This window comes from Gudongella oleilytica (genome assembly GCF_004101785.1).
In the GTDB taxonomy this organism is placed as follows: Bacteria; Bacillota; Clostridia; order Tissierellales; family Tissierellaceae; genus Gudongella; species Gudongella oleilytica.
Genome location: NZ_CP035130.1, coordinates 576,772 through 603,124, shown reverse-complemented (window position 1 = coordinate 603,124; position 26,353 = coordinate 576,772). Strand labels below are relative to the sequence as shown.

Annotated in this window: 18 protein-coding genes and 5 tRNA genes; 4 read left to right on the top strand and 19 right to left on the bottom strand. The window is 43.4% G+C overall.

Annotated features, from left to right (window positions below):
- Positions 1-123 precede the first annotated feature (123 nt).
- Positions 124-1,506, top strand: coding sequence for a hypothetical protein (locus EC328_RS02685; protein ID WP_128425376.1), 1,383 nt, complete (start codon positions 124-126; stop codon positions 1,504-1,506).
- A 29-nt stretch (positions 1,507-1,535) separates the two neighbouring features.
- Here the strand turns inward: EC328_RS02685 and EC328_RS02680 are convergent, their stop codons facing one another.
- A complete protein-coding gene (locus tag EC328_RS02680) occupies positions 1,536-2,333 on the bottom strand; it encodes a metallophosphoesterase (protein ID WP_128425375.1) in 798 nt (265 codons plus the stop codon).
- A gap of 216 nt (positions 2,334-2,549) precedes the next feature.
- Between EC328_RS02680 and EC328_RS02675 the strand changes: the two genes are divergently transcribed.
- On the top strand, positions 2,550-4,943 hold the full coding sequence (locus EC328_RS02675) for a hypothetical protein (protein WP_128425374.1): 2,394 nt from the start codon (positions 2,550-2,552) through the stop codon (positions 4,941-4,943).
- Between the two features lie 24 nt (positions 4,944-4,967).
- Positions 4,968-7,160 (top strand): hypothetical protein, encoded by a 2,193-nt coding sequence (locus EC328_RS02670; RefSeq protein WP_128425373.1) that lies wholly within the window; start codon positions 4,968-4,970, stop codon positions 7,158-7,160.
- Positions 7,161-7,212: 52 nt separating this feature from the next.
- On the opposite strand, the gene EC328_RS02665 is transcribed toward EC328_RS02670, so the two are convergent.
- The 18 genes from EC328_RS02665 to pcrA all read right to left on the bottom strand — a co-directional run bounded on the left by EC328_RS02665 (position 7,213) and on the right by pcrA (position 23,416).
- Positions 7,213-7,296 (bottom strand) — tRNA-Leu (locus EC328_RS02665).
- A 3-nt stretch (positions 7,297-7,299) separates the two neighbouring features.
- Positions 7,300-7,375: transfer RNA gene (locus tag EC328_RS02660), tRNA-Lys, on the bottom strand.
- Between the two features lie 11 nt (positions 7,376-7,386).
- Positions 7,387-7,462, bottom strand: a tRNA-Lys gene (locus EC328_RS02655).
- 7 nt (positions 7,463-7,469) lie between these two features.
- Positions 7,470-7,546, bottom strand: a tRNA-His gene (locus tag EC328_RS02650).
- 10 nt (positions 7,547-7,556) lie between these two features.
- Positions 7,557-7,630 (bottom strand) — tRNA-Gly (locus EC328_RS02645).
- Between the two features lie 115 nt (positions 7,631-7,745).
- A complete protein-coding gene (locus EC328_RS02640; protein ID WP_128425372.1) occupies positions 7,746-8,810 on the bottom strand; it encodes a DNA polymerase IV in 1,065 nt (354 codons plus the stop codon).
- Between the two features lie 3 nt (positions 8,811-8,813).
- Positions 8,814-9,296, bottom strand: a complete 483-nt coding sequence (locus EC328_RS02635) for a metallophosphoesterase family protein (protein WP_128425371.1) — start codon at positions 9,294-9,296, stop codon at positions 8,814-8,816.
- Positions 9,277-9,891 (bottom strand): RdgB/HAM1 family non-canonical purine NTP pyrophosphatase, encoded by a 615-nt coding sequence (gene rdgB / locus EC328_RS02630; RefSeq protein ID WP_128425370.1) that lies wholly within the window; start codon positions 9,889-9,891, stop codon positions 9,277-9,279. The genes EC328_RS02635 and rdgB overlap by 20 nt, the downstream gene beginning before the upstream one ends.
- Before the next feature lies 1 nt (position 9,892).
- On the bottom strand, positions 9,893-10,636 hold the full coding sequence (gene rph, locus EC328_RS02625) for a ribonuclease PH (protein ID WP_128425369.1): 744 nt from the start codon (positions 10,634-10,636) through the stop codon (positions 9,893-9,895).
- 95 nt (positions 10,637-10,731) lie between these two features.
- Positions 10,732-11,253: a DUF2179 domain-containing protein gene (locus tag EC328_RS02620; protein ID WP_128425368.1), complete on the bottom strand. Its 522-nt coding sequence runs from the start codon at positions 11,251-11,253 to the stop codon at positions 10,732-10,734.
- A gap of 102 nt (positions 11,254-11,355) precedes the next feature.
- Positions 11,356-13,446 carry an N-acetylmuramoyl-L-alanine amidase gene (locus EC328_RS02615; RefSeq protein WP_128425367.1) on the bottom strand — a complete coding sequence of 697 codons (2,091 nt, stop codon included), beginning with the start codon at positions 13,444-13,446 and terminating at the stop codon, positions 11,356-11,358.
- A 109-nt stretch (positions 13,447-13,555) separates the two neighbouring features.
- Positions 13,556-14,551, bottom strand: coding sequence for an AIR synthase family protein (locus EC328_RS02610; protein WP_128425366.1), 996 nt, complete (start codon positions 14,549-14,551; stop codon positions 13,556-13,558).
- A gap of 83 nt (positions 14,552-14,634) precedes the next feature.
- Positions 14,635-15,888, bottom strand: a complete 1,254-nt coding sequence (locus EC328_RS02605; RefSeq protein ID WP_206363901.1) for a dicarboxylate/amino acid:cation symporter — start codon at positions 15,886-15,888, stop codon at positions 14,635-14,637.
- Between the two features lie 122 nt (positions 15,889-16,010).
- On the bottom strand, positions 16,011-17,441 hold the full coding sequence (gatB, locus tag EC328_RS02600; RefSeq protein WP_128425365.1) for an Asp-tRNA(Asn)/Glu-tRNA(Gln) amidotransferase subunit GatB: 1,431 nt from the start codon (positions 17,439-17,441) through the stop codon (positions 16,011-16,013).
- The gene (gene gatA, locus EC328_RS02595; protein WP_128425364.1) at positions 17,441-18,880 is read right to left on the bottom strand and encodes an Asp-tRNA(Asn)/Glu-tRNA(Gln) amidotransferase subunit GatA; all 1,440 of its coding nucleotides are present in this window, start codon (positions 18,878-18,880) and stop codon (positions 17,441-17,443) included. The genes gatB and gatA overlap by 1 nt, the downstream gene beginning before the upstream one ends.
- A gap of 10 nt (positions 18,881-18,890) precedes the next feature.
- Positions 18,891-19,175: an Asp-tRNA(Asn)/Glu-tRNA(Gln) amidotransferase subunit GatC gene (gene gatC, locus EC328_RS02590; RefSeq protein WP_128425363.1), complete on the bottom strand. Its 285-nt coding sequence runs from the start codon at positions 19,173-19,175 to the stop codon at positions 18,891-18,893.
- A 16-nt stretch (positions 19,176-19,191) separates the two neighbouring features.
- The gene (gene ligA, locus EC328_RS02585) at positions 19,192-21,192 is read right to left on the bottom strand and encodes an NAD-dependent DNA ligase LigA (RefSeq protein ID WP_128425362.1); all 2,001 of its coding nucleotides are present in this window, start codon (positions 21,190-21,192) and stop codon (positions 19,192-19,194) included.
- 16 nt (positions 21,193-21,208) lie between these two features.
- On the bottom strand, positions 21,209-23,416 hold the full coding sequence (pcrA, locus tag EC328_RS02580; RefSeq protein ID WP_128425361.1) for a DNA helicase PcrA: 2,208 nt from the start codon (positions 23,414-23,416) through the stop codon (positions 21,209-21,211).
- Between the two features lie 241 nt (positions 23,417-23,657).
- On the opposite strand from pcrA, the gene EC328_RS02575 reads away from it, so the two are divergent.
- On the top strand, positions 23,658-26,306 hold the full coding sequence (locus tag EC328_RS02575) for a hypothetical protein (protein ID WP_128425360.1): 2,649 nt from the start codon (positions 23,658-23,660) through the stop codon (positions 26,304-26,306).
- The last annotated feature ends 47 nt before the right edge of the window (positions 26,307-26,353 follow it).

The window sequence follows — 26,353 nt, the reverse complement described above, 5'->3', positions numbered from 1 at the left end:
CCTGTTAATTATTTTTTAAGACAAATATCTAAAGGTTACATTTCATTTACAAAGCTGCTCAATGGGTGTCAAACGATATACAATGGGTATCAAGTTATTTGAAATCATTTTCAAGGAGGCACTATGAAATATTTTAGACTGCTAATAATCACTCTTATGCTTTTGATCATGTTACCCCTCCCGACAGCTGAGGCTTCATCTGGAATAACAGAGTATAACATCCAGGTAAACGACCATTTTTCATACTCTCAACGTGAATTCAGGCTTCCTGATAAGGGATGGTTTTTTATAAGAAAAATCAGCAGTTCAGCTGATGACTCATATTTGACAAGCTTTGAGATCCCTGGAGATTCGGGGGCCTTGAGGTATTTCGATCCAGATGGATCTCTCGTAGAAACTGATTTGACAGGTGGAGTTCTTCCTGCAGGAAAAATGCTTTTTTTATCCACTGAAAAATATAACTATATATTAGGTCAGCCCTATTCCTATAAGGATCTGGGCTCTGGCACTGTTCAGAGTATAGGCGCTCACTCAATATCGATCAGTAAAGGTGAAGGGAAGTGGCTCGTGACTCAACGATTCAACCTTCTCCCCGGAAGCTTTGGGATCATGTGGGGTATAGGCTCAAGTGAGCCATTGGTCGATTTTAGCAATAAGTACCAAAGAATTGTATGGGGCAGCTATGATCTAAATGAGAATGCAAGACTTCTATATGATGGATACCATTATAAAAGTCCTTCGACTTATATTCCCTATGCCGAAGGATCATATTGGCGAATACCAAGTGACTACTTGACTAATTCACTCATTAAAAAAGGAGGCAGTCCGGCTTCAGATGTTCTCGGAAATGCTCTGTTAAGAATAGCTCACGGGAATATAAATGAAGAGGGTTATATCCCCAGTCTTCCAAAAAGCCTTTGGCTATATAATGACTATGGAATAAATGAAGGCTTCTTTGATACAAGGTTCAATGCCGACACTCTTGAAACGAATGTAATTGCTCACAGGAAGTTTGGAGATCAGGTTTTTAGAGATGCCTACCTTAGGCTTGCTGAGTACTACCTTATGCATGGGACCACAAGAAAAATCGTAAATTACGACAGTTTTGGAAATGAGGGTTGGCTGGTTGAGGATTACTATGGAACAGGCGGAAGCCCTACACATATTTCGCTTAATCATCAGCTTCAGGCTATCCATACATTCTATATGCTATATGAGGATGAGAAGGATGAAAGATACCTGGATTTTGCAGAAAAGATGCTCCAGGGCATAAAAAATACCACCTATTCATGGATAAATCACGATGGCAATCTCGAGTATGCATATCTTCAAAATGGTGAAATGGGACTAAGGGATTATGATTATCTGACATACAATGATCTTCTGAATGTACAGGATGATCTGATGAGGATTAAAGGTCAAAGAGATCCGGACCTTGATCTTTTGATACAAGGTAAGAAGTTTTGGATGGATGCAAATGGAATAACTGGATACAGAAAGTGGTAAAGGAAAGGTCTCTAAAAGAGGCCTTCCCTTTATTTTATAATTATCTCTGAAATTTGCACTGGATTAAAAAGCCTGATTGGCAATACGCTGTTCCCAAGTCCGCTGTCGATATATAGAGTAGTGTCCCCAATTTTCATTAACCCCTTGTCATATTCAGGGAAAAAGCCTTCACCTGGTGATAGTACTCCCCCAACGATAGGAAGTCTTACCTGACCGCCATGGGTGTGACCTGAAAGCATGAGATCAATTTCTCCGTGGAGGTACGGTATTGGTCTGTTAGGTGAATGAGCAAGGAGAATATTGTAATATCTGGCGTCAACAGAAGAAAATAGCTTCTCATAACCATCACTTGTCGAATAAAAATCTGAACCGTAGATCATTATGGTGTTATCCCCGATTGGAAGCTCAACTGACCTTTCATCCAGTATATCTACTCCTCTATCCTCAATACCATTTATGAATTCCCTGAAATGTTGATTGCCATGCTCGTGATTCCCGTAGACAAAATACACTGGCTTTCCTGTTTCCACGAGTCTATCAATAAGCTCATAGGAAAGTGAAAAGTCAACCGTTTTAAAATCTATGATGTCGCCTGTCAATGCAATGAAATCAGGATCAAAGAGCCTTACGCTTTCTAATACTCCATTCAGGTCCACTCTATCATTGGAGTGAAAATCTGTTATCTGTGTTATCCTTATCTCTTCTTCCAGCTTCTCAGTCTGGAGCTCCACTCGATTCACCCTAAAGTTTGAAATCTGATCATCTATATATAGAAATAACAATAAAGCCATTGCTAAAAGCAATATGAATATTTTCGACTTTTTCATATTTTCACCTGCTATCACAATTCTTGATCTATTGTGTGATTATATCATAAATAGAGACGATAATTAAGGCTAAGCAACCTAAATGATTATCATTTTATCATTTGAACTTGTCAAGTATTGTGACTATTTTGTAATTATTTGATGTCAGTTTTATCATGTTACTATACAATAGTGATAAGAGAATGATAAGCATTAAGCAAGCGAGGAGGTGTCGATATGAACAAAAGACTTATTTCGCTGCTGCTGGTATTTGCAATGATAATACCCCTTGTGGGCTGTGGTGGTGGTTCATCAGAGCCTGTTATGAAGGAAGAGTTGCTGATTGAAGGGATCGTTAATGGAGAAAACCTAATCCTGGGCTCTGAGGGTGTTGAGTTAAGACTCGATCCGGTATTCATATCATCGGATGTTAATGCAAGGATATCAAGGATTTTCAACGCTCCACCTCTCGATGAGGAAGGGGAAATAAATCTGCAGGTATATGACTTTTCACTTGAAGGTATTACTAAGGTCGACGGTGTAATTCAGCTGGCCATTCCTTTAATACTTGCCGAGGGAGAGATCCCTGGTGCAGCGTACTTAAACGAAGCAACCGGTCAATGGGAGCCTGTAGCATTTATGTATGATGAAGCGTCAGGATCTGTCGTTATACTTACAGACCATCTCTCCAAATATGGAGTTTTTACTTCAAGCAACAAAGGAAAGAGAAAAGCCAGGTTGGAATTTTTAGGTCTTTATGGTGAGGGCAGGGACGAGGACTTCCTTGAAGCTGTGGAGGAATATTCCATAGGTGGTGTTCCGGCATCTGAATGCTATGAAATAGGTGCAAGTGCCGTTGGAGATTCACTCCAGATCGGAGCTGATATTCTCGGAAACATAACTCAAAGTGCAGGATATCTTGCTTATGGTGAGGATGTTCTTTCGACTATAGGCGACCATGTTGGAAATATTGGGCTCCTCCTTTCAGTAGTACAAATAGGAACCAATATCTATCAGGGAAAAATACATGAAGCCGTCGTCGCAAGTCTTAAGACTTCGTTTACATACGTTATGGGAAAGGCAGCATCCAAGCTTAGCAGCTCGGTTATGTCTGCAAGTATGGCTGCAGTTGCTATCGTCGACTACTCTATAAATAAATTTGGTACTGAGGCAGTTGAGGGAAGATCTGAAATATACAGAGAAGCATATGCCCTGTATCATTCAAAGGGGAATCCCGGCTTCAAGGGCTCTGATTATTGGTATAAGACCTTCTACCCAATGTTTTCAGATCCGAAGATGACAGAGGAAGGACTCAAGACTGAAATCGATAGGATCGTTGTTGAGCATTGCAATGAATTCTGGCTTCCTCAAAATGAAGTTGAGGTAGCAGATTATATGTCTCAGGCAAGAGACAAATTTGGATTCTCTGCTGGAGGAGGCTTGAATAAGGGTCTTATGGAGGAGATAAGTAATGAGAGAAGATCCATGCTATATCAGGATGTCCTCCCTGGAGTGTTCAACCAGATAGCATTAAGGATCAATATGGATAACGAAAAGAGGCTTAGAGAAGAATATAAGTCGCTTTCTGACTATTTAAATACCTCTATTGCGTTTAACGTCACTGACCCCTCAAAGACATATGCAAAGCATCAGGTAAGGTTCTCAACCTTGAATGACAAGGCTGACGCAGCAAACTGGACCGGTAGATTTAAGGATGATGGCACCCTAAGCACAAGCTTTACACTTTATGGTCACTTATATTCAGGATCACCAAACAAGATAGAAATATATGGTCCCAATGCAGATTTGGAAAAAGATGAGCCTGTCGAGACCATAGAGTTCAAGGTGACTCCTCCTTCCGTTGATATAGTTATCAAAAAAGAAACCGGAAGACTGACAAGGCTGGTTTCTGCCAAAACATCGGAGGATGCGGTTTCCAACCTTCTTGTTGAGGATGAGTACAAATCATATTTTGCTGAGGATATGCATCCACTGCCAATGGAACATTTGCTGAGTCAACAGCCTATTACGATTCTTGAGAATAATGTTATAGACGTTAGCTTAAGCGGCAGCTGGGCAACAGATACTGTCAGCGGGAAAAATCAATACGCTGAATGGAGTACTCAATACAAGTATGACGTAAAGAATTTTCATCTAAATATACCAATAACCGTAAACAATGACCTTCCCGTTATAGGGACCGATAAGACAGCGCTTCTTCTCGATGGTAAGGGCACCTATAGCTACACTGTTACAATAACAACTGTGACGACATCAAACCAGGAGGTTCCTGCAATAGGTGAAAAGGCCTGGATTTCGGGTTCTGTAACTAGAACAACTACCTTCACTTCCTCTGGTGATGTAGAGCTTTATACACATAGCAATGCCATAGACAGCTCAAAACCAGTGACTGTACTTGAGAACGGGATTGAAAATCTTGAAACGAAGGCTGTGGTTCTTAATTTCCAAAACCCTGTAAATCAGGCGAATGTGGTGGAAAATCACTATTTGAAAACAACCTGGGAGGACAAGACTGAGAAGGAGGAAACCAGTACCAATGAGTATCCGATAGATGCAACTTATATTCTTGATAATGGATACCAAATATTTTTCAAGTATCCGGTTGAATAGAACAAAAACAGGAGGAGGCCAAATATGAACAAAAGACTTATTTCGCTGCTGCTGATATTTGCAATGATCATACCTCTAACAGGTTGCGGAGGTGGTGACACCAGCCCTCAGGTCAAAGAAGAATCACTTGCAGAGGGTGTTTTGAACGAGGAAAATCTGGTCCTTGGCTCTGAGGGTGTTGAGCTAAGACTCGATCCGGTTTTAATATCATCTGACACAAACGCTAAGATTACAAAGGTATCAAACGCTCCACCTCTCGATGAGGAAGGTGAGATCGATCTTGAGGTATACGACTTTTCACTTGAAGGTATAACTCAGGTTGATGGTGTAATTCAACTGGCTATTCCATTAGATCTTGCTGAGGGAGAGATCCCTGGTGCAGCGTACTTAAACGAAACAACCGGTCAATGGGAGCCTGTAGCATTTATGTATGATGAAGCGTCAGGATCTGTCGTTATACTTACAGACCATCTATCCAAATACGGAGTTTTCACTGTTACAAATGAAGGTACAAGGCGTGCCAGACTGGAATTTTTAGGTATCTATGGAGAGAACAAGGATGAGGATTTTCTTGCAGCTATTGAGGAATACTCCATAGGTGGTGTTCCAGCCGCACAGTGTATAGAGATCGGTGCTGGTGCTGCAGGAGATGCTATGCAGCTTGGATCTGACTTTCTTGGCGGTATAGTTCAAAGTGCGGGATATCTGGCATATGGTGAGGATGTGGTATCAAACATCGGTGACCATTTGGGCAATATCGGACTTATGGTATCCGTAGTGCAAATCGGAACTAACATTTATAACGGAAAGATAAATGATGCCCTTGTAGGCAGTATGAAGCTCTCTCATACATATATTATGAGTAAGGTTGCCTCAAAGCTTAGCAGCTCAGTTATGTCTGCAAGTATGGCTGCCGTTGCAATCGTCGACTATGCTATCAACAAATTCGGTACTACTGCAATTGAAGGAAGGGCTGATATCTACAGGGACGCATACTCTATATACTACACAAAGGGCGAGGACGGCTTCAAGGGATCAGATTACTGGTACAAGACCTTCTACCCTATGTTTAAGGATCCAACTCTGACTGAGGAAGCTTTGAAGGCAAAGATCGATGCGATCATAACTGAGCACTGCAATGAATTTTGGACTGGAACCAATAAGCTTGGTGTTGATTACTTTGTCTCTGAGGCCAGGGAGAAATTCAATTGGACCGGTGGTGGAGCTGGTCTCAATAAGGATCTTCAAGACAGCATTAGTCAGGAAAGGCGGGCCATGCTATATAATGATATACTCCCTGGAGTGTTCAATCACATAGCTCTGAAGATAAATATGGAAAATGAGATTAGACTTAGAGAAGAATATAAAGCACTTTCTGACTATCTGAACACATCGGTCAAATTTACCCTTAAAGATCCAAAGAAGACCTATGCCGGCCACCAGGCCAAGTTTTCCCCCCTTAGTGAAAAGGCTGTTGTTAAGGATTGGTCCGGAAAGTTTCAATCCGACGGCAGTATTACTACCTCCTTCACATTATATGGCCATATGCTTGCAGGATCTCCGACAAGCCTTAAGATTTGGGAGCCGGATGCTGATATAGAAAAAGATGAACCAGTCAGGGTCATCGATTTCAAGGTCACTCCACCATTGGTTGAGATAGTCCTGGGTGAAGAGATTGGCAGCCTTAAGTATGAAGGCGGCGACGAGACCAAGATACTTCAGCTTGGATTACATGCAGCGCTCCGAGAGGCTGACACTATCACCATAAACAAGGATGGCAGCTTCAAGGTCGAGGTTGGCTATGCAACTGCCAGTGGAGGCAGCGGAGATACCAGATATACAAGTGAGGTAAATGGAATCACTATAAGCGGCAATATAGATGCAGGTACTTTATCAGGAAGCGGTACCGTAGCGGGATCATTCAGGTTCACGAGGAAGGAGATAAGCCCTCTTGATGCCATGGAGGGAGAAACCAAAGAGTATGTAACCACTGATCTTTACGACGACTCCTTTGAAGGAACTGTTGATATCACAGGTTCTGGTGATAAGGTTACTTTCGAGATCAATCTGCAGGGTACAAGGATTGGTTCGTCGAAGCTTCAGTACCACTCAATAGACCCCTCAGGAAATGAATTCTGGGGTGATAATCCTACGGTCACGGACAAGTCTGGTGAAATATCTACGACAGGAAAATATACCTTCACAGTTCAAAAATAACGTAAAAAATGCTCCGACGGCTTTCAATTAAGCATTCGGAGCATTTTTATTATGGTGCGGGAAAGAGGACTTGAACCCCCACGTCGTTGACACTAGATCCTAAGTCTAGCGCGTCTGCCAATTCCGCCATTCCCGCAGGTGGTGGTTCATCAGGGGCTCGAACCCTGGACACCCTGATTAAGAGTCAGGTGCTCTACCAACTGAGCTAATGAACCATGATTTAGAATGGTGATCCATCCGCGACTCGAACGCGGGACACCCTGATTAAAAGTCAGGTGCTCTACCGACTGAGCTAATGGATCAGCTAAATGGGGTGGATAATGGGACTCGAACCCACGACCTCCAGAGCCACAATCTGGCGCCCTAACCAGCTAGGCCATATCCACCATGTAATTTTGGAGCGGGTGAAGGGAATCGAACCCTCGCACTTGGCTTGGGAAGCCAGTGCTCTACCACTGAGCTACACCCGCAACAATAAAACCTTTGCTGCCGATCCCAATTTACTGCCGCACTCCCAGCACTTTTTGTGCTGACTTATATGATTATAGCAGGGTTGATTTATGATGTCAATATAACCTTTGTGGTTCATCGGAAATTTTCATCCTCAAGAAATGATAGCTGGTGAAGGTTTTTATCCATCAGATTGCTTAGAGATATCCCGAGCAGTCTCAGGCTTTTATCCCACTCCATTTCATCGAAGAGTGCCCTGGAAAGCTGATAAATCTCATCCTTGTCGCTGATGTACCTATGATAGGTCCTTGATTTTGTATGGCTTTCAAAATCCTCATCCTTGATCTTCACAGTAAGTGTGCGGCCATGGAGATTCCTTTTAATAAGATCATCCTCAAGCTCCTTCGCATAATCCATCAGGAATTTATCCAGGAGCTTTTTGTCCCTTGTAGGTCTGAAGGTCCTCTCTACGCCTATGGACTTTCTCTTTCTTGTGGTCTCAATTTCTCTTGGATCGATCCCTCTTATCCTGTCGTATATTTCCTTGCCCCATTTGCCAAAGAAATCGACCAGGAAATCCTCGCTTAGCCCATACAAATCTTCTATAGTATATATTCCTATGTCCTCAAGCTTCTTTCTTGATTTTGCGCCAATCCCATAGACCTTGCCAACAGACAATGGGAAGAGGATCTGTGGCATCATATCCTCTGTGATCTTCATGAAGCCGTTTGGTTTGTTCCAATCCGAAGCAAGCTTTGCAAGGAATTTATTGTATGATACTCCTACTGATAATGTCAGACCGGTTTCCTCCAGCACCCGCTCCTTGATCATAGCAGCCAGCTCCTCAGGCTTCATTTCGATTCCGGAGATATCCATGTATGCCTCATCGATCGACAAAGGCTCTATCCTTGGAGTGATCTCCCTAAGTATTGAGAATACCTTCCTTGATACCTCCTGATACCTGCTCATTCTGCCCGGCAGATATATCCCATGGGGGCATCTTTCTCGTGCCATAAAAATCGGCATTGCCGAGTGGATTCCATACTTCCTCGCCTCGTAATTGCAGGTTGTTACGATCCCTCTCTGGCTTCTGCCTCCAACGATAACAGGTTTTCCTCTCAGTAAATGGTTATCTGCCTCTTCGACTGATGCAAAGAATGCATCCATATCAAGGTGTAAAAAATCAAGTGGTGACTCCATCTGTTATCCCTGCCTCATATAGCATATCTTTGCGTCTATCTTTGTCCCTATCTCCAGGACTCCGTAGCTGCCTGTGGTAAGCCCGCCTCTGGGCAGAGAAGGACTTCCCGGATTCATCATTATCAGATTCTCGTCGATCCTTCTCATCGGTATGTGAGTGTGTCCGTAAAGCACAACATTTGCACCAGATTCAAGGGCATGATAGTACAATCTGTTAAGGTCATTTTTCACATTATACTTATGTCCGTGGGTCAGTAGGATCTTTTTCCCCTCAACAGTTATGTGCTGCTCTCTGGGGTAATTGGTTTGCCAATCTCCATTCCCGGCTATTATGTGCGACGGTATTTTAAGCATTTCCTTGATCCTTTCGCCATCGGAAGCAAAGTCTCCGAGGAACACAAGCATATCGAATTCCTTTTCCTCCTTGAGCTTTGAAAGTATCCCCTGAACATGGCTGTGTGTATCGCTAACGACTAGTATTCTCATTTTCCTCACCCAATAATCCTGCCAATACTTCCCTTAAGCCGTCTATTGCCCTTCTTCTATGGCTGATGGAATTCTTGACCTCGTAGGACATCTCAGCGAAGCTTTCATGGTATCCCTCAGGAACAAAGAGCGGGTCATACCCGAAACCACCTGAGCCTTTTTCTTCCTCCAGGAGGCTGCCTCTGCAAATACCTTGCATTACATATTCATTGCCGTTTTCATCTATCAAAGCTATTACTGATCGAAAGGCTGCAGTTCTATCCTTGTCTTTCAAATTCCTCAGCAATGTCTCATTGTTTAGCTTGTCGTTGCCGTCATCACCGCCATATCTTGAAGAATAGATACCCGGTTCACCATTCAGAGCGTCAACGAATAGCCCGGAATCGTCAGCCATCACCATATAAGGAGTAAGCTCTTTAAGAGCTCTCGCCTTCTTCAGACTGTTGGACTCAAGTGTGTCTCCGTCTTCGACCACCTCAAGGCGTCCTAACCCGATCTCCTCCTTGGATAGGATCTCCACCGGCAGATCCTTAAGTATCTCTCTTATTTCATTGACCTTGTTTTTGTTGCTGGTTGAAAGTACAAGCTTTCTCATACTATGCCTCCTGGATAATTGCTGTGATCTCAGTCCCCAGGATCTCCTTTTGAAGGGCAATAAGCTCCCTGTTTCCCTTTTCAGCCAGATCCAGAAGTTGATCGAGCTGAGCTCTTGTATATACAGCCCCCTCGGCGGTCCCCTGTACCTCAACGAAGTTTCCTTCATCACCCATGACCACATTCATGTCGACCAAAGCGACATGATCCTCATCGTAGCAGAGGTCGAGTATAGGTCCCTCCTCCGATATTCCAACGCTTATTGCTGAAAGAAATCCTGTTATGGGGAACTTATGGAGAAGCTTTTCTTCTCTAAGTTTGCATACGGCATCGACAAGTGCTATGTACGCTCCGGTGATAGCCGCTGTCCTTGTGCCTCCATCGGCCTGAATTACGTCACAGTCGATCCAGATCGTCCTCTCACCCAGCTTTGACATATCAACAACTGATCTTAATGATCTTCCGATCAGCCTCTGGATCTCCTGGTTTCTTCCGTCTATCCTGCCTTTTGTCGAATCCCTTATTTTCCTTTGCATGGTGCTTCCTGGCAGCATTGAGTATTCCGAGGTTACCCATCCCTGTCCTGTCCCTTTAAGGAATGGCGGTACCTTTTCCTCGACCATGGCTGTACAGATAACCTTAGTGTTCCCCATCTCTATCAATACAGACCCATATGGATGCAATAGGTAGTCTCTGGTTATTTTTACGGGCCGCAGCTGATCGTTACTTCTGTTGTCTATTCTCATTTATTTTCTCTCCTTAGATAGATTGATACTTACATTCTATCAAAAATTTAAACTCTTATGTTAAAAGACAGCAAAAAACCCCTCATGGGGTTTTGTTATTTCTTCATAGGTGCAAAGTAGCCGCCTCTGACAGGTGTTATATTGTTTATGGTTATGAAGGCATTAGTGTCTACTGAGTCTACCGCCGATTTCAGCTTTTGCATATCCTTCCTGTTCAGAACTACGCTTAGGATCTCTCTTGGCCCCTCGATACCCTGGCCCTCCAGGATCGTCACACCAAAGCCATTGTTCCTAAGTGCATCAACCAAATCGCTTTCGCTGGAGCTTTTCAATATGATCTGAGCAGAAAGGTTACCCATTGCTATTTTGTTTTCTATGGTTATTCCGACGAAGTTGCCTGCAGCAAATCCCGCACAGTAAGCCAATAGATTAAGCGGGTTATCAAGAGAGCTTACGACCTTCCCAAGTGCAGTGACGTATATCCCAACCTCAAAAAATCCTATGGCAGCAGCTTGGAGTCTTCTGCCCTGGACAACCATGAGAGTCCTTGTAGTTGCCATGGATACGTCAACTACCCTTGCCATAAATATCAGTGCATAACCTAAAAGTGCCTCCATATACTATCTCCTTTCAACATATATAAGGGAAGGCTAGCCTTCCCTTGTTTCAATATTCTTATTCTAATATAATCTATCGCTTCAATTTAGTCCATACCGGCATTAGTATAACTGAAAATACTGTGCTATCCCCTCAGTAATACCCTGAACCACCCTCATTTGATAAGCAGGATCCCTAACTAAAGCTTCATCCTGTGGATTCGACAGATAGCCTATCTCTATCAGGATAGCAGGCATGATGGTCTCTCTGAGGACTACAAGCTCAGGCCGCTTGATAACACCTCTCCCAGGAATTCCAGTATTTCTGATTATGCTTGAATAGACGGTATCGGCAAAGGGATATTGGTCCTCCAGCTTGAACTCACTTGACGTTGCAGGGCAATATAATACCTCAAGGCCTGTTATGCTGCTTTTGATGTTTGAATTAGCGTGCATGCTTATGAATAGGTCTGCATTAAGACTATTGGCTATTCTGCTCCTGTCATAAAGATCAACGAATAAATCCTCATTTCTTGTAAGGATTACGTTGTATCCCTGAGCCTTAAGTGCCTCCTCAAGCTGAAGAGCCATTGAAAGGTTTACTGCCTTCTCCTGGAAACCGGTGATAGAAATTGCACCAGGGTCCTTTCCGCCGTGTCCCGCATCGATTACGACGGTTCTGGCATTTGGATCGATATTCTCATTCCTTGCTGCAAGAAGCTCGAGCGAATAATCTCTTTCTCTGGATAAAAGCTCAATATTAACGCTTCTTCTGAAGCCTACGGTAATTTCTGTAGTGGATCTTCCTCGTGAGACCTCGACCTGATCAACAAAATTATCCTTTATGACGAAGCTCCCTTCCGGAAGATTGGTTGAATCTGAAGGAATCTTAATAAATAGCTCTTTTCTTACTTCATCATACTCGAAATCGGCCTCAACTCTCTCCAAATGTCTGAACAAAAGCTTTGCTTCCCTGCCCAAGTTTTCATAGGAGAAATCCTCCCATATGTTCTCCTCAGGGTATATCCGCAACCCTTCCTCAGTTGGAACTATGAGGACCTTTGGATTGTCTACTCCATCCTTTATATCCAGAACTACCCTTACTATCCTGTCATTGGAGCTGTAGTTTTTATCAGCTACAAATTGAGAGGCTCTAACCTGCTTTATTATTCCCAGACTATAATCAAAGGTCTGGTATTGCTCGCCATGAAGTGTTGCGTCCATGATATCTATTACTGTTCTGGTCGGATTTGTTAATTCTATGACATTGTATTCTGGTATCGTGACTCCCTCGACGAGTATGAAATCCCTGTTGTCCTCTTCATCCTGATATATCCCTGTGATCTGATTGTCGTCGAATGCAATGACTGAGGATGTCCCATCCTCTGATGCCACAAAGCTGAATTCGGCTTTTTCTCCAAGGGTAAGCACCAGTCTCGTGGTGTAGGGATTCGGTGGAATAGTAAACTGAGAATATTGAACTCGTTGGATAAGGTCCTCCTCCAGAGTAAAGTCTCCAGGAGCATCAGCCTCTCCCGGTATATTTAGCCTGGCATCCTTAAAATCCAGCACCAGCTTGCCTGATCCTTCAAGATACATAGAATCATATTGCAGGGGCTTATCGCTTGTTATTTTTATCCTATACTTTCCAGTACTTCCTTTTACAGCTGATATCGATGTTATTGTTGAAGTTCCTGTTGTTTGAGGAGCCTCCGTCTTTGGAGAATCTATTATGGCGGTGTAGCTTATTGGATCCCAGTTCACATTATAGCCAAGAACCTGGGATACGAATCTTACAGGAACCATTGTCCTTGAGTCGTTGTTCATAGATGTGAAGGTCACTAACTTTGGAATTGAACCCTGATCTAGTTGCATAGATTGCCCGTTCACCAGTACCTTATGGCTGTTTATACTCATGCTCACCACTGTCGAGTTATGTACAACTGTGGCAGTTTGAGTTGCATTATCCCATCCGATCTGTGCACCCAGACTCTCCATGAACCTTATTGGCACGAGAGTCCTGTCGCCCAGTATTACCGGCGGGACCACAGTAGAAAGGCTGCTTCCATCAAGCATTAGAGAAACCTTTGGAACCTTGATAGACTTGCCGTCCACCTTGACGTCCACCTGAGGTATATTCGAGCTTCCAAAGGATATATCAAAGGATGCTATTATAATCATTAGTAGTGTAAGTAAAATCAAGCTACGCTTCATAAGCCCCTCCTTTCAAAACATGCCTTGTCCTGTTAGCATATTTATATCAAAATATCACCGCCCTTTCAACGAAAGGGCGGATAATGTAACCATAATGTAATATGTGAAATTATAGCTGAAGAGCTCTGTAAAGCTCATCACTTCCAGGAGGTGGTATTGGTACCTTCCTGTCTCCTATTGCTGATTCGATACCTCTGTGGGTGATCTCTCCCACTATAGTTGCCTTTACCCCATTTTTATCAAGGTCTCTTAATAGAGCATCAGCATTCCTTTCGGGGACTACCATTATCATACTGCCGCTGGATATAAGCTTTCTGGGATCTATTTCGAGTATATGGCAAATCTTTTTCGTAACGTCTTTTATTGGAAGTTTTTCCTCATAAAGAGTCACGCCCTTTCCGGTCGCTTCACCTGTCTCCCAGATAGCTCCGTAAATGCCGCCCTCCGTCACATCATGCATATACAGCACCCCATGATTTTTGGCTAAAAGTCCCTCTCTTACAACGCTTATATACTGCGAAAGCTCTTTTGCCTCATTTAATTCTTCCTGAGTAATATGCTCTTTAAGCCTGGCTCCCAACTCTGATGCCAGAATGTGGGTCCCTTCAAGCCCGATCCATTTAGTAAGTACGACCTTGTCCCCGGAGCTTATCCCCTGATAACCCTTGAAGTGCTCCCTTTTCATCCTTGCAATAACCGTTGAGCTTATCACTATCCTTGTGACTGCGTCAGTCACCTCTGTGTGTCCTCCGATTATCTCGACTCTTGCCTCTCCCGCTGCTCTTCCGGCATCCTTCATGATCAGCTCAAGATCCTCCTCGGTTGTCCCTGGAGGGCATAATATGGTAAGGAGTATTCCAACAGGCTCTGCTCCCCTTGTAGCTGCGTCGTTACAGGATACGTGAATTGCAAGAGCTCCAAGTCCCTTAGTAGCTCCTGTTATCGGATCTGTGCTGACTACACACAACTCTCCCCCAAGATCCATAACGCCTGTGTCCTCTCCGATACCTGGCCGTGCGAGAACTTCATCTCTCTTATATGTAATGTTGCTGAAAACAATCTTTTCAAGAAGTTCATTAGGTACTTTACCAATTTCCAATTCCATCAACCTCCCAAGATATATCCTACCAGATTGAATGAGATAAGAAAACCCCCTAACTATTGGTCAGGGGGCAGATAAGCATTTATTTAGCTGTTGAAAACCTCTAAGTCCATTGCATTTTCACTCTTTGCGATGATAGACGTACAAACAGCATCTCCTGTAACGTTTATCGATGTCCTTCCCATGTCTACAAGTCTGTCGATGCCCATTATAAGTCCCAAGCCCTCAAGTGGAAGACCTACTGATTGAAGCACCATAGAGAGCATTATTGCACCTGCTCCAGGAACTCCTGCTGTTCCAATGGATGCCAAGGTTGCTGTGAGTACTACGGTCAGCATCATAGGTAAAGTCATTTCTATACCGTAAGCCTGAGCTATAAACAATGAAGCAACGCCTTGCATTATTGCTGTACCATCCATGTTGATCGTTGCTCCCAATGGAATTGTAAAGGAGGATATTTCCTTTGATATCCCAAGCTCCTTTTCACATATATCCAGGGAGAAAGGTATTGTCGCATTGCTGCTGGCTGTTGAGAATGCAACGAACATTGCCGGGGAAAATTTCTTGTAGAATTTTCTAAGACTTAGACCGGCAAAAACCTTAAACAGGGATCCGTAAATCACTGTAGCATGGATCAATAAACCCAGGTATACTATTCCGACGTACTTCATAAGTGGAATGAGCGCTGAATACCCCACTGTGGCGAAGGTCTTTGCAATAAGACCAAATACTCCTATCGGAGCGAAAAGCATTACTATCTCGACCAGCTTCATAATAAGGTCATTCAGCTTTTGGAACAGATCAGTAAGATACTCGCCCTTCTCTCCTAACAGAGAGAGCCCGACTCCAGTCAGCAGTGCAAAAACGATGATCTGAAGCATACTACCATTTGCCATTGCGCTTATTATGTTGTTAGGAACCATTTCGTATAATATCTGCACAAGAGGTGCCTTTTGGTTTATAGTCGTCTCAACAGTTTGTATTGCTCCCATGTCGAGACCTACTCCCGGCTTAAGAACTACACCAAGAATCAAAGAAATAATAATTGCCACTGCAGTTGTCGACATGTAGAAGATTATAGTTTTTGATCCTACTCTTCCGAGCTTCTTGACATCGCCCATATTTGCTGCTCCGTTGATGAGTGAAACAAATACCAATGGCACTACCAGCATCATGATCCCTCTTAGGAATACTTGCCCTAAGAATTGAAATAATCCGTTGATAAGTACTGTGTCCTTTAGCGTTCCTGCAGGCAGATTGTATACCAAGATCCCTGTAACAAGACCTACCCCAAGAGCAACCAGGACCTTTGTTGTAAGATTCATTTTGCCCTGCTTCATTTCTTCGCCTCCTTTGATTGGTTTAAGAGTATAAGAAAACACTCTTTACTTGATTATAGCTGTATTAACAGATAAATGTCAATTAAATTACAAAGACAGAGCAGCCGGCTCTGTCCTTGTAATTACCTGTTCTTAAGCTTTTCACTAAGAATTGTGCTAACAACTTGTGGATTGGCCTTACCCTTTGTCTCCTTCATTATCTGGCCCATTAAAAAGCCTACAGCTCTGTCTTTACCGTTTTTATAGTCCTCAACGGACTGTGGATTTGCATCAAGGATCTTGTCTACAGTTTGAGCAAGGGCTCCCTCGTCGCTTATCTGTATCAAGCCTTGCTCAGAAACTATGGTCTCAGGAGATTTTCCTGTTTCGAACATATCTCTAAGAACCTTTTTCCCTGTATTGTTGTTTATCTTGCCATCTCTTACGAGGATCAACAGCTCTGCGAGGTCTTTAGAGGAAAGCTGGAGCTCCTGTATCTCCTTCTCCTCCTCCTTAAGTCTTCTTAGGACATCGCCCATCATCCAGTTGGCAACGAGTTTGCTGTCGTCAACATACTTCACTGTTTCCTCAAAGAAGTCTGCCAGCTCCCTGGACTGGGTAAGTACTGAAGCGTCGTAGTCGCTCAAACCATAATCGCTGATGAACCTGACCTTCTTTGCATGCGGCAGCTCAGGCATTGCAGCCTTGATTTCCTCCAGCCAGCCTCTGTCTACTATTAGCGGAGGAAGGTCGCCATCGTAGCAGAACCTGTAGTCCTCAGCGGTATACTTTCTTCTCATAAGTATGGTCTCGCCTGCTACTTCATCCCAGCGTCTTGTTTCCCTATCTGTATTCTCTCCTTTTTCGAGGAGCTCTATATGTCTTTTTTCTTCAAACTCAATTGTCTTTACCACTGACTTGAATGAGTTGAGATTCTTGATCTCAGTAATTTTTGATTTTATTCCTCGTTCGTCGTCGATGACATTTATGTTTACGTCACAGCGGAGTGACCCCTCCTCCATCCTTACGTCAGAGATCCCTACATACTTTATGGTGGACCTTAACTTATCCAGGAACAATCTTGCTTCCTCAGCTGATGAAATGTCAGGCTTTGATACTATTTCGATCAAAGGGACTCCGCAGCGGTTGAAGTCGAGAAGAGTTGTTCCGTCATCGTTGTGGATCTGTTTTCCAGTATCCTCCTCGATATGGATCCTCTCAAGGTTTATCCTCTTCGGACCTTCGGGCAGATCTATCTCAAGGTAGCCGCCGTTACACAACGGCAGGTCAGACTGTGATATCTGGTAACCTTTTACAAGATCCGGGTAGAAATAGTTCTTTCTGTCCATCCTCACTACCTCGGCGATCTCCGAATTGAAGGCAAGACCTGCCTTGATGCCAAACTCAAGACACTCCTTGTCTATTACCGGCAATGCTCCGGGCAATCCAAGACAGACTGGGCAGACGTGAGTATTGACCTCTCCCCCGAACTCATTTTTGCAGTTGCAATATATTTTCTTTTTGGTCATTAGTTCAACGTGGATCTCAAGACCAATCAGTGTTCTCCAGCCCATTATTTCACCGCCCTTTCATAGCCAAGTCCTGCTTTTATTACAGTCTCCTCCCCAAAGCGCTTGCCTGTTATCTGCATTCCTACCGGAAGTCCGCCTACGTCTCCCATGGGAACGCACATAGACACCAGCCCAGCAAGGTTAATAGGTACTGTGAACAGGTCTGACATATACATTTCCACAGGTGAATTCACAAGCGAGTTCAGTTTGAATGGCAGGATCGGCGATGCCAGTGAAAGTATTACGTCATATTTCTCATAGGTCTTCTCGTAGTCCTGCTTGATTAAGGTTCTGACCTTCAAAGCCTTTTTGTAATGCTCCTCCTGGTAGCCGGCACTAAGTGCATAGGTACCCATCATGATCCTTCTCTTTGCCTCTTCTCCAAAGCCCTCTGTCCTGGATCTTGTGTATAGCTCATCAAGAGTCTCGTAATCGTCTGTCCTGTGACCATACCTGATCCCATCGAATCTCGACAGGTTAGTGCTTACTTCTGATGTGGATATTATATAGTAGGTTTCAAGGGCATACTTCAGGTATGGAAGAGATACATAATCAATTTTTGCTCCAGCATTCTCGAAAACCTTGACGGCATCGTCATAAAGCCTTTGAATTCCCTCAAAGTTGCTGAATTTTAGGTCTCTGTACTCTATAGGGAGAGCAACCTTAAGTCCCTTAAGAAAATCCTCACCCTCCAGAGAAAACCCTATCCCTGATCTCTTGGAGGAGGTGGCATCAAGAGGATCAAAGCCTGCAATAGCCTTAAGAAGAAGATATGCATCGCTTACGTCTCTTCCGAAGGTTCCAACCTGATCGAGGGAGTTGGACATGGGGACTACTCCATAGCGGGATACCATCCCATAGGTTGGCTTTATCCCAACTACTCCACAGTAGCTGGCAGGCTGTCTTACCGACCCCCCCGTGTCGCTTCCCAAAGCAAGTGCCGCTTCTCCTGAGGCAACAGCTGCAGCTGATCCGCCGGAGCTTCCTCCCGGGACCACCTCAAGATTCCTGGGATTTCTTGTTATGCCGAAATAGGAGGTTTCAGTTGAGCCACCCATGGCAAACTCGTCCATATTGGTCTTTCCTATTACTATTCCGTCTTCGTTTATTATCTTTCTGATAACTGTTGCATCATAGGGTGGGACAAAATCCTCCAGCATTTTCGAACCGCATGTGGTTCTGAGGTCCTTAGTCATAATATTGTCCTTGATCCCTATTGGGATCCCTGCCAGAAGACCCGTCTCCTCGCCATTCTTTATCTTCTTGTCAACATTTCTGGCTGTTTGGACAGCAGCTTCACTGTTTACTGTAATGAATGCATTCAAATCCTTATCCATTGCTTCTATTTTATCCAGGTGGGCTTTTACTAACTCTTCAGAGGAAACCTCCCTTTTTTTCAAGAGCTCCTTCATCTCCCACGCACTAAGTCGCGTAAGTTCCATCATATCCCCCCTATTCCACTACCTTGAGTATTTTAAAGTATCCGTACTGGGTCTCATGGGCATTCTTTAAGACCTCTTCTCTTGTCAAAGTCTGGCTCTCCCCATTTTCCTTCATAAAACCGTCCTCGTCGTTTATGCCGAAGGTTGGCTCTACATTCTCGGTGTCTACCTCCTTGATCTTCTGAACGAAGCCGATGACCTGATCAAATTTTTCTGTAAAACCATCCAACTCCTCATCACTGAAGCTTAGCTTTGCGATGCTTGAGATATGGACTACCTGATCCTTTGTTATCATTGCACTCTCTCCTTCCCTATACAGGATATCTATCGAATATTTCCTTAAGCTCCTCTTCCTCCATTAAAGGGATCCCAAGCTCTCTGGCTTTATCAAGCTTGCTTCCTGCCTCTGCTCCTACTATGACCACATTAGTCTTTTTGCTTACGGAGCCTGAGACAACACCTCCCATTTTCTCAATCCTATCCTTAATCTCTCCACGTGTCAATCCTTCTATGGTTCCCGTAATGACTACAGAACTGCCTTTGAAGGGGTTGTCTGGGACGTCCTTCTCCTCATAAACAGGATCAACCCCCTCTGAGAGAAGTTTGTCGATCGCCTGGGATATCCTTTCATCGCGGAAGAATTCCAGTATGCTCCTTGCCACTGTCTCTCCGATGTCTGGTATCAGGATCAGCTCGTCGTAGGCTGCGCCCCTCAGAGCCTCGAGACTCTTATATTTGTCCGCAAGATCCTTTGCCGTCTTGCTGCCCACATTGGAGATGCCAAGTGCGTAGATAAACGCCTGCAGAGTTGGTCTTTTACTGTTTTCTATGGCCTTCAGGAAATTGTTTGTTTTCTTTTCCTTAAAGCCCTCAAGGTTTATTATGTCCTCGTACTTGAGCTCGTATATCTCAGGAAGATCCTTTATATCCAGCTGCTCCACAAATAGCTCTGCTGTCTTTTCGCTGAATCCCTCTATATTCATCGCATCCCTGCTGGCGAAATGCACCAGCCTCGACACCAGCTGCGGCTTGCAGGATAGTGTATTTGGGCAGAATATGTGTACTCCGTTTTGTATAAGCTCACTTCCGCAGGACGGGCAATGAGTCGGTTTTTCGATCTCGCAGGTCTCGACACCATCTTCCTCGATGCTGCCAAGGATCTCTGGGATCACGTCATTTGATCTTCTTATCAGCACTTTGCCGTTCAGCCTGACCTTTTTCCGGAGTATGTCGTCATAGTTATTCAACGTCGCCCTTTGGACTGTAACTCCTCCAATATCCACAGGCTCCAGAATAGCCGTGGGAGTTACCTTTGCGGTCCTTCCCACATTCCACTGTACTCCAATTACCCTTGTAGTTGTCTCCTCTGCCTCAAACTTGAAGGCTATTGCCCATTTTGGGAATTTGCTTGTATATCCAAGAACCTCTCTTGTCTTCATGTGGTTGATTTTTATGACCATTCCATCAGTAAGGATATCCAGCTTAGAACGTTCGACGCTTCTTACTCTGATCTCATCAATGACATCATCTATGTTTGAATACTTCTTTATATATGGAAATACAGGAAGTCTGTTATCCTTTAGAAATTCCACCATCTCCATGTGAGTCTGGAAGACCTTTCCCTCAATATATCCCGCGTTGTAGAAGTAAGCTGACAGCTTTCTTTTCTCAGTAAGTCTTGGATCCAAATTCCTCAAGGCACCTGCCGCAGCATTCCTGGCATTCTTAAGCGGTTCGTCTGCTGTCAGATTGTATTCCTCAAGCACTGACAGGGGCATTACACCCTCGCCCTGTATCTCAACTCTGCCCTTGAATGGTATCCTTAGTGGTATGGACCTGATGGTCTTAAGCTGAGGAAGTATCGCTTCTCCCTGTATGCCTGTCCCTCTGGTTGCGCCCTGTATCAGCTTCCCATCCTCATAGGTAAGATTAACGGTCAGTCCGTCGAATTTTAGTTCAAGTACATATTCAGGGTTTGGAAGCTTCTCATCGGCAGTCAGGTTGTAGTCAGCTATCGACTTCTCAAGCTTTATTGCCCAGGCTTTAAGCTCTTCCTCACTTTGGACCTTATCAAGGCTCCAGAGCCTTCCCAGATGATTATGCTTTTTGAAGCCCTCTATAAGCTCTCCCCCAACTCTCTTGGTGGGAGAGTATTCCGGTTGATATCCAAGGCTTTTCTCAAGCTCAACCAGCTGATCATACAGATTGTCATACTCTGCATCGCTGACTTTGGGGTTATCCAGAGTGTAATAATGGTAGTTCAGTTCATCGATCAGCTTGATAAGCTCCTCCAGCCTGTCCCTGTCGGTCATAGTCTCCCTCCATTCTCTAATCTACTATTGTAAGAGGTGCCATCGACTGCATCAGGAACTTGATGCCATTTTTGTCGAAGGCTATGGTAAGTTTGTTGTCGTCTTCCTTTTTCTCTATTGCTACGATCATTCCATTTCCGAATTTCTCGTGTTTAACCTTTGTTCCTATGTCTATCTTTTCGTTTGCGATATGTCTTCTCTCGGGGATCCTTGGCATGATATTGTCCCTTAAATAGTCCCTCGTGAGGATATCCTGGGTTATTGACTCTTCGGGCTGCTGTATGATCCTCTTTCTTGCTTCGCTGTACTCATGCTCAATGGTGTCACCCATTTCCTCAAGGAAGGATGACGGCATTGTGTAGCTCGTATTCCCATAGAGTGTTCTTTTTCTTGCACTGGTTATAAACAGCTGCTCTGCAGCACGGGTCACTGCTACATAGCAAAGTCTTCTTTCCTCCTCGTACTCCTCCGGTGATTCCTTTGCTCTTGACAGAGGAAACAGTCCCTCTTCCATCCCTACGAGGAAAACTATGGGAAATTCCAGTCCCTTGGCGCTGTGAACCGTCATAAGAGAAACCACGCTTGAATCCTCCTTTGTCTTGTCCACATCGGACAGCAGTGCTATGGTCGCAAGAAAATCTTCAAGGGTCGCATTTGGATCCTTCTTCTCAAACAGGAGCGCAACAGAAAGGAAGTCCCTGATATTGTCGATTCTGGTCCTTGCTTCTATGGTCCTCTCCTTCTCAAGCTCCTCGATATAACCCGTTGACTCCATTACCTCCTCCATGAAGTCCTTTATCCCCATCAGCTCCTTCTTGGCCATCAAAAGTGACATTGATTCTGCAAAAGGCTTCAATAGTCCCCTTGCTCTGGAGGTTATCCCTGGGGCAGACTCGCATTCCAGAACCGCCGAATAGAGAGATTCCTCTTTTTCAAGCGCATAGGCTTCAAGTTTCTCGATGGTCGTATTGCCAATACCTCTCTTGGGAGTATTGATTATCCTTTTCAAGGCAATATTGTCGTTAGGGTTTTGTATGAACCTAAGGTAAGCGATTATGTCCTTGACCTCCTTGCGGTCATAGAACTTAATGCCTCCAACCACCTTATAAGGAATCTCCTCTGCCATAAAGGCTTCCTCAAAGGGCCTTGACTGAACGTTGGTCCTATAGAGGACAGCTATATCAGACAAGCTTGCTCCTCTGTAAATAAGCTGCTGGATCCTGGTGGCAACGAACTGTGCCTCTTCTTCTGAATACTCCAGCTCGATATGGGTAACGGGTGGCCCGCCCTTTTTATCTGTCCAAAGGTTCTTGTCCTTCCTTTGGGTGTTGTTTGCTATTACCCGATTTGCAGTCCTTAGGATCGCATCTGTGGATCTGTAATTCCTCTCAAGGAGAATAACCTCAGCTCCTGGGAAGTCCTTTTCAAAATCAAGGATATTCGATATATCGGCATATCTCCAGGAGTATATCGCCTGGTCTGAATCTCCGACTACGCAAATGTTGTTATGATAACCCGACAGCATCTTTACAAACAGGTACTGGATCTTATTGGTATCCTGGTATTCGTCCACGAAGATGTATCTGAACCTTTGCTGATACTGCTTGAGGATACCAGGGTTTTCCCTTAAGAGCTCCACTCCCCTTATCAGCAGGTCATCGAAATCAAGTGCATTATAGAACTTAAGCTTTTTCTCGTATAAAGCGTAGACCTCTCCTGCATTTCTCTCATAAAAGCTTCCATAATTAATGGTGATATATTCTTCAGGAGGAATCATGAGGTTCTTCTGCTCGCTTATTATTGCAAGCATTGAGTTCTCCTTGTAGGTCTCCTTGTCAAGATTTAGCTCCTTAAGGCACTCTTTTACAAGCGTTTTCTGATCATCCCTGTCGTATATCGTAAAGCTTCTTTCATAGCCAATGCGGTCAATGTGACGTCTTAGCATCCTTACGCATATGGAGTGGAAGGTTCCCATCCACATCGCATCTACATCGACGTCGATAAGGCTTGATACCCGTTCCTTCATCTCGCTTGCTGCCTTGTTGGTAAAGGTTATCGCAAGGATCTCATTAGGGGAAACCCCCTTATCAGCTATAAGGTATGCAATCTTGTGGGTAACTACCCTGGTTTTCCCAGAGCCTGCTCCTGCCATAATAAGTAAAGGTCCTTCAGTGTGAAGAACCGCTTGTCTCTGTCTTTCGTTCAAACCTTTAATGTAGTCCATTGCTCACCATCCTAACTATCATCTACTGATAATTATATAGTATAGAGACCTACATTTCCACAAAAATGCTACGCGCATCGGTACTGGTACTTTCAGTTCGTTCTATATTATTTATTTTAATAGCTGAATTTGATTTTGTCACAGGGACATTTATCGTGACAAGCAACTTATAAATTCCAAACAATAGTTTATAACAGGGGTATATTTATATTGTAATGATAAATTGAGAAAGGACAAAACTATGAAAAGGATAATATCAGCTATTCTAATATTTATGATCGTTTTTACACTATTTCCTGGATCGATATACAGTTCTGCACCTGGAGTATGGGTTTTAGTAGATAAAACCTTTAGAGGGTACTCAGGGGACGGAAGTCTTACTACTGCAGCATCGGATGGTTCAGTAGTAGAGACCATCATTTCCGGAGAAAATAAAATTATCGGCTCTGTGTACTGGAGCAGCGTGCCGGCTTCTATACCTTCAGGACAAGCTTTTTCAATCACGTTGACAGCCAAAATCGACGAGATGAAATGGGAGACTAAGAAAGCGTTCGGATCGAGTATAAAAGCAAGTATTGATGGAGCAGAGGTCTCCCCGGGGTTTCTGAGTTCATCCGGGTACTATCTTACTGATTCAAATGGTAAATACACAGCTGAGGCTGTTGCCAGGGACAGTAGAATAGAAATTGGGTCTGATACTCTGACGGTATCAGGTTCACTGCGGGAGGGAAAGGATGGAGATAGGCTTGCAATTATTTTTACGACAAGTCTTAATGGTGGTGCGAAGTACATATATGAGTTTTCTGCAGATAGTGATCCCTCGTTGACATTACCCCCGCCTGTTGAGGTTGTTACAGATGTGCCTATCACAGTGGAGCCTGAAACAAGGGAATATTATTTTCAGTTATCAGGAAGAGTACTTGGAATCAAAGACAGACCAATGAGAAACATGAGAATAATCATTGAGCCAAACTTTGGAGATTCATTTACAACTAAGACAGACTCCAACGGATACTATACCTACACAGGAAGCATTAAACCAGTCATAGGCAATGAGTATACTGTTAAGGTGATATTGCAATTTGCATACATCAATGAATCAATAAATACATCCGACGGTATAGTTTTCTATATAAAGTCAAGTATTGAAGACCCTGTTAGAGTAGAGACTACTATGCGGGTTTTACCGGAACAGCTTGTTAACGTAAATGATACTGGTTTAGTGATCAACCGAGATATTAAATTCTCAGATCTTGCCACAAATGGCTGTATTAGTTATTCTTCACCTGGTTCCGGGGATGCATTCTATTCTTTGTCACCTAAGGAAAAAATATATGGCTTCACAAATGTGTATGATTCCTTATCTAATGCTCTATATACAGGAATATCTGCTTTCCAGGGAAGAACAGTCTTGGCTTCTGGTTTCCCACTAACAGTCAATGTTGATGATAGCAGCGATGGTGCATTCTCATACTTCGACCCAGACAGTTCAACTGCATACATCAACCTTAAAGATGTTGATTCAACTGTCAGTGATAAAACTCGTTCAGTAGTTTATCATGAGTTTGGACATTTTTTAGACTACTATTCTAACGGAAAAGTATTTAGGGGCAACATTGGCTCAAAATTAGTAATGTGGGACCCATTACTTACTGAAGGAAATGATTGGCATAAGGGCTTTCTGAACTCAGATACCTCGTTCTCAGTAATTGAAGGCTATGCGACTTGGTATGCATCCATGGTCAGAAAATATGGGTTATATCCTGTTGAGAATTATAATGTCATACCTGGGATCACTAATCTGGGTTCAAAGGTAACTAAAGCCTGGCGAGATCCTCTTGGAGAAGAGTTTGCTATAGCATCTTTTTATATGCGTCTGGAAAAAGGTTTTGGTTTGGACGAGCTATGGAAAATCATGAAAATAGATAGAGAAAACTTCTGCGAAACGTATCAAGAGATATTGCTAACGCCACTTGGTACTACTTATATAAGCAAGATCCAAAATATAGCTTTCGGGTTGGGGCTATATGCACATCCAGTTGGCAATGGTGAATTGGATCCCTTTGAATACTTCATAGACTATGATGGCAGCAGATCCTTTGAGCAAGGGAGCAATGATGTACTCATGGATCTAATGTATGACAATAGAGGCAGCAGACTCTCTGGTGCGACCAAAGAGGCAATTATACAAGGTATCGGAAGGACCTCCGATAGTGTAAGGAGTAGGGATGTGATTCCAACTACATACCAGTATGATAATATGTTTGTTCGTGTTGAAAAGGATGTAGATTGGTCATATGCAAGAGTAGCAATTTTTGCTGATGGAGAGGAACCATATGCTTATATTGATGATATAACTGAAAAAGGTATATATTTACCTATTCCTATAGGATATTCAGGAGGCTATATTGAAATATCAGTTCCTGGAGGTGCCTTGCTATGGAGTGGAAATATCAATGATTTGATCGATCACTATTATGCAACGATTGGAACTGCTGAGCCAGTTGCAACTATTTATTTGGACTCTTCAGCGTTGCCCCCTCCTGGAGGTGTAGTTGAACCAATAGAAGGTAATATTGAGATGGATGGATATTATATTTTAATGCCGTACTCAGAATATTATCCATCGTTAAATCTATTTAGTGAACAGAGTGAATTCGGAGTTCAGGAGTATTCATTAGAATTCGATTCACTTGGTTTTGAATCCTCAGAATTTAATACGGAGTATATCGACTTGTTAGCTGATGAACAAATAACTATAGACCAAAATCAGGAGGAGCAGTCTGAGGATGATCCAGTTTCTTCTGTGCTGGTACTTACACTATCGGCTGGCACCCTGTTTTTATTTGCCTTAGTGTTCTTAGTTGTTAGAAAATCCAGGAAGAGATAGAACAAATTAATTTGTTAATTATAAAACCCTGATTAACAAAATAACCG

Bases quoted from the DNA above. Each gene is read 5' to 3' on its own strand.
- EC328_RS02685 (WP_128425376.1), top strand. From the start codon at position 124: ATGAAATATTTTAGACTGCTAATAATCACTCTTATGCTTTTGATCATG.
- EC328_RS02680 (WP_128425375.1), bottom strand. From the start codon at position 2,333: ATGAAAAAGTCGAAAATATTCATATTGCTTTTAGCAATGGCTTTATTG.
- EC328_RS02675 (WP_128425374.1), top strand. From the start codon at position 2,550: ATGAACAAAAGACTTATTTCGCTGCTGCTGGTATTTGCAATGATAATA.
- EC328_RS02670 (WP_128425373.1), top strand. From the start codon at position 4,968: ATGAACAAAAGACTTATTTCGCTGCTGCTGATATTTGCAATGATCATA.
- EC328_RS02640 (WP_128425372.1), bottom strand. From the start codon at position 8,810: ATGGAGTCACCACTTGATTTTTTACACCTTGATATGGATGCATTCTTT.
- EC328_RS02635 (WP_128425371.1), bottom strand. From the start codon at position 9,296: ATGAGAATACTAGTCGTTAGCGATACACACAGCCATGTTCAGGGGATA.
- rdgB (WP_128425370.1), bottom strand. From the start codon at position 9,891: ATGAGAAAGCTTGTACTTTCAACCAGCAACAAAAACAAGGTCAATGAA.
- rph (WP_128425369.1), bottom strand. From the start codon at position 10,636: ATGAGAATAGACAACAGAAGTAACGATCAGCTGCGGCCCGTAAAAATA.
- EC328_RS02620 (WP_128425368.1), bottom strand. From the start codon at position 11,253: ATGGAGGCACTTTTAGGTTATGCACTGATATTTATGGCAAGGGTAGTT.
- EC328_RS02615 (WP_128425367.1), bottom strand. From the start codon at position 13,446: ATGAAGCGTAGCTTGATTTTACTTACACTACTAATGATTATAATAGCA.
- EC328_RS02610 (WP_128425366.1), bottom strand. From the start codon at position 14,551: ATGGAATTGGAAATTGGTAAAGTACCTAATGAACTTCTTGAAAAGATT.
- EC328_RS02605 (WP_206363901.1), bottom strand. From the start codon at position 15,888: ATGAAGCAGGGCAAAATGAATCTTACAACAAAGGTCCTGGTTGCTCTT.
- gatB (WP_128425365.1), bottom strand. From the start codon at position 17,441: ATGGGCTGGAGAACACTGATTGGTCTTGAGATCCACGTTGAACTAATG.
- gatA (WP_128425364.1), bottom strand. From the start codon at position 18,880: ATGGAACTTACGCGACTTAGTGCGTGGGAGATGAAGGAGCTCTTGAAA.
- gatC (WP_128425363.1), bottom strand. From the start codon at position 19,175: ATGATAACAAAGGATCAGGTAGTCCATATCTCAAGCATCGCAAAGCTA.
- ligA (WP_128425362.1), bottom strand. From the start codon at position 21,192: ATGACCGACAGGGACAGGCTGGAGGAGCTTATCAAGCTGATCGATGAA.
- pcrA (WP_128425361.1), bottom strand. From the start codon at position 23,416: ATGGACTACATTAAAGGTTTGAACGAAAGACAGAGACAAGCGGTTCTT.
- EC328_RS02575 (WP_128425360.1), top strand. From the start codon at position 23,658: ATGAAAAGGATAATATCAGCTATTCTAATATTTATGATCGTTTTTACA.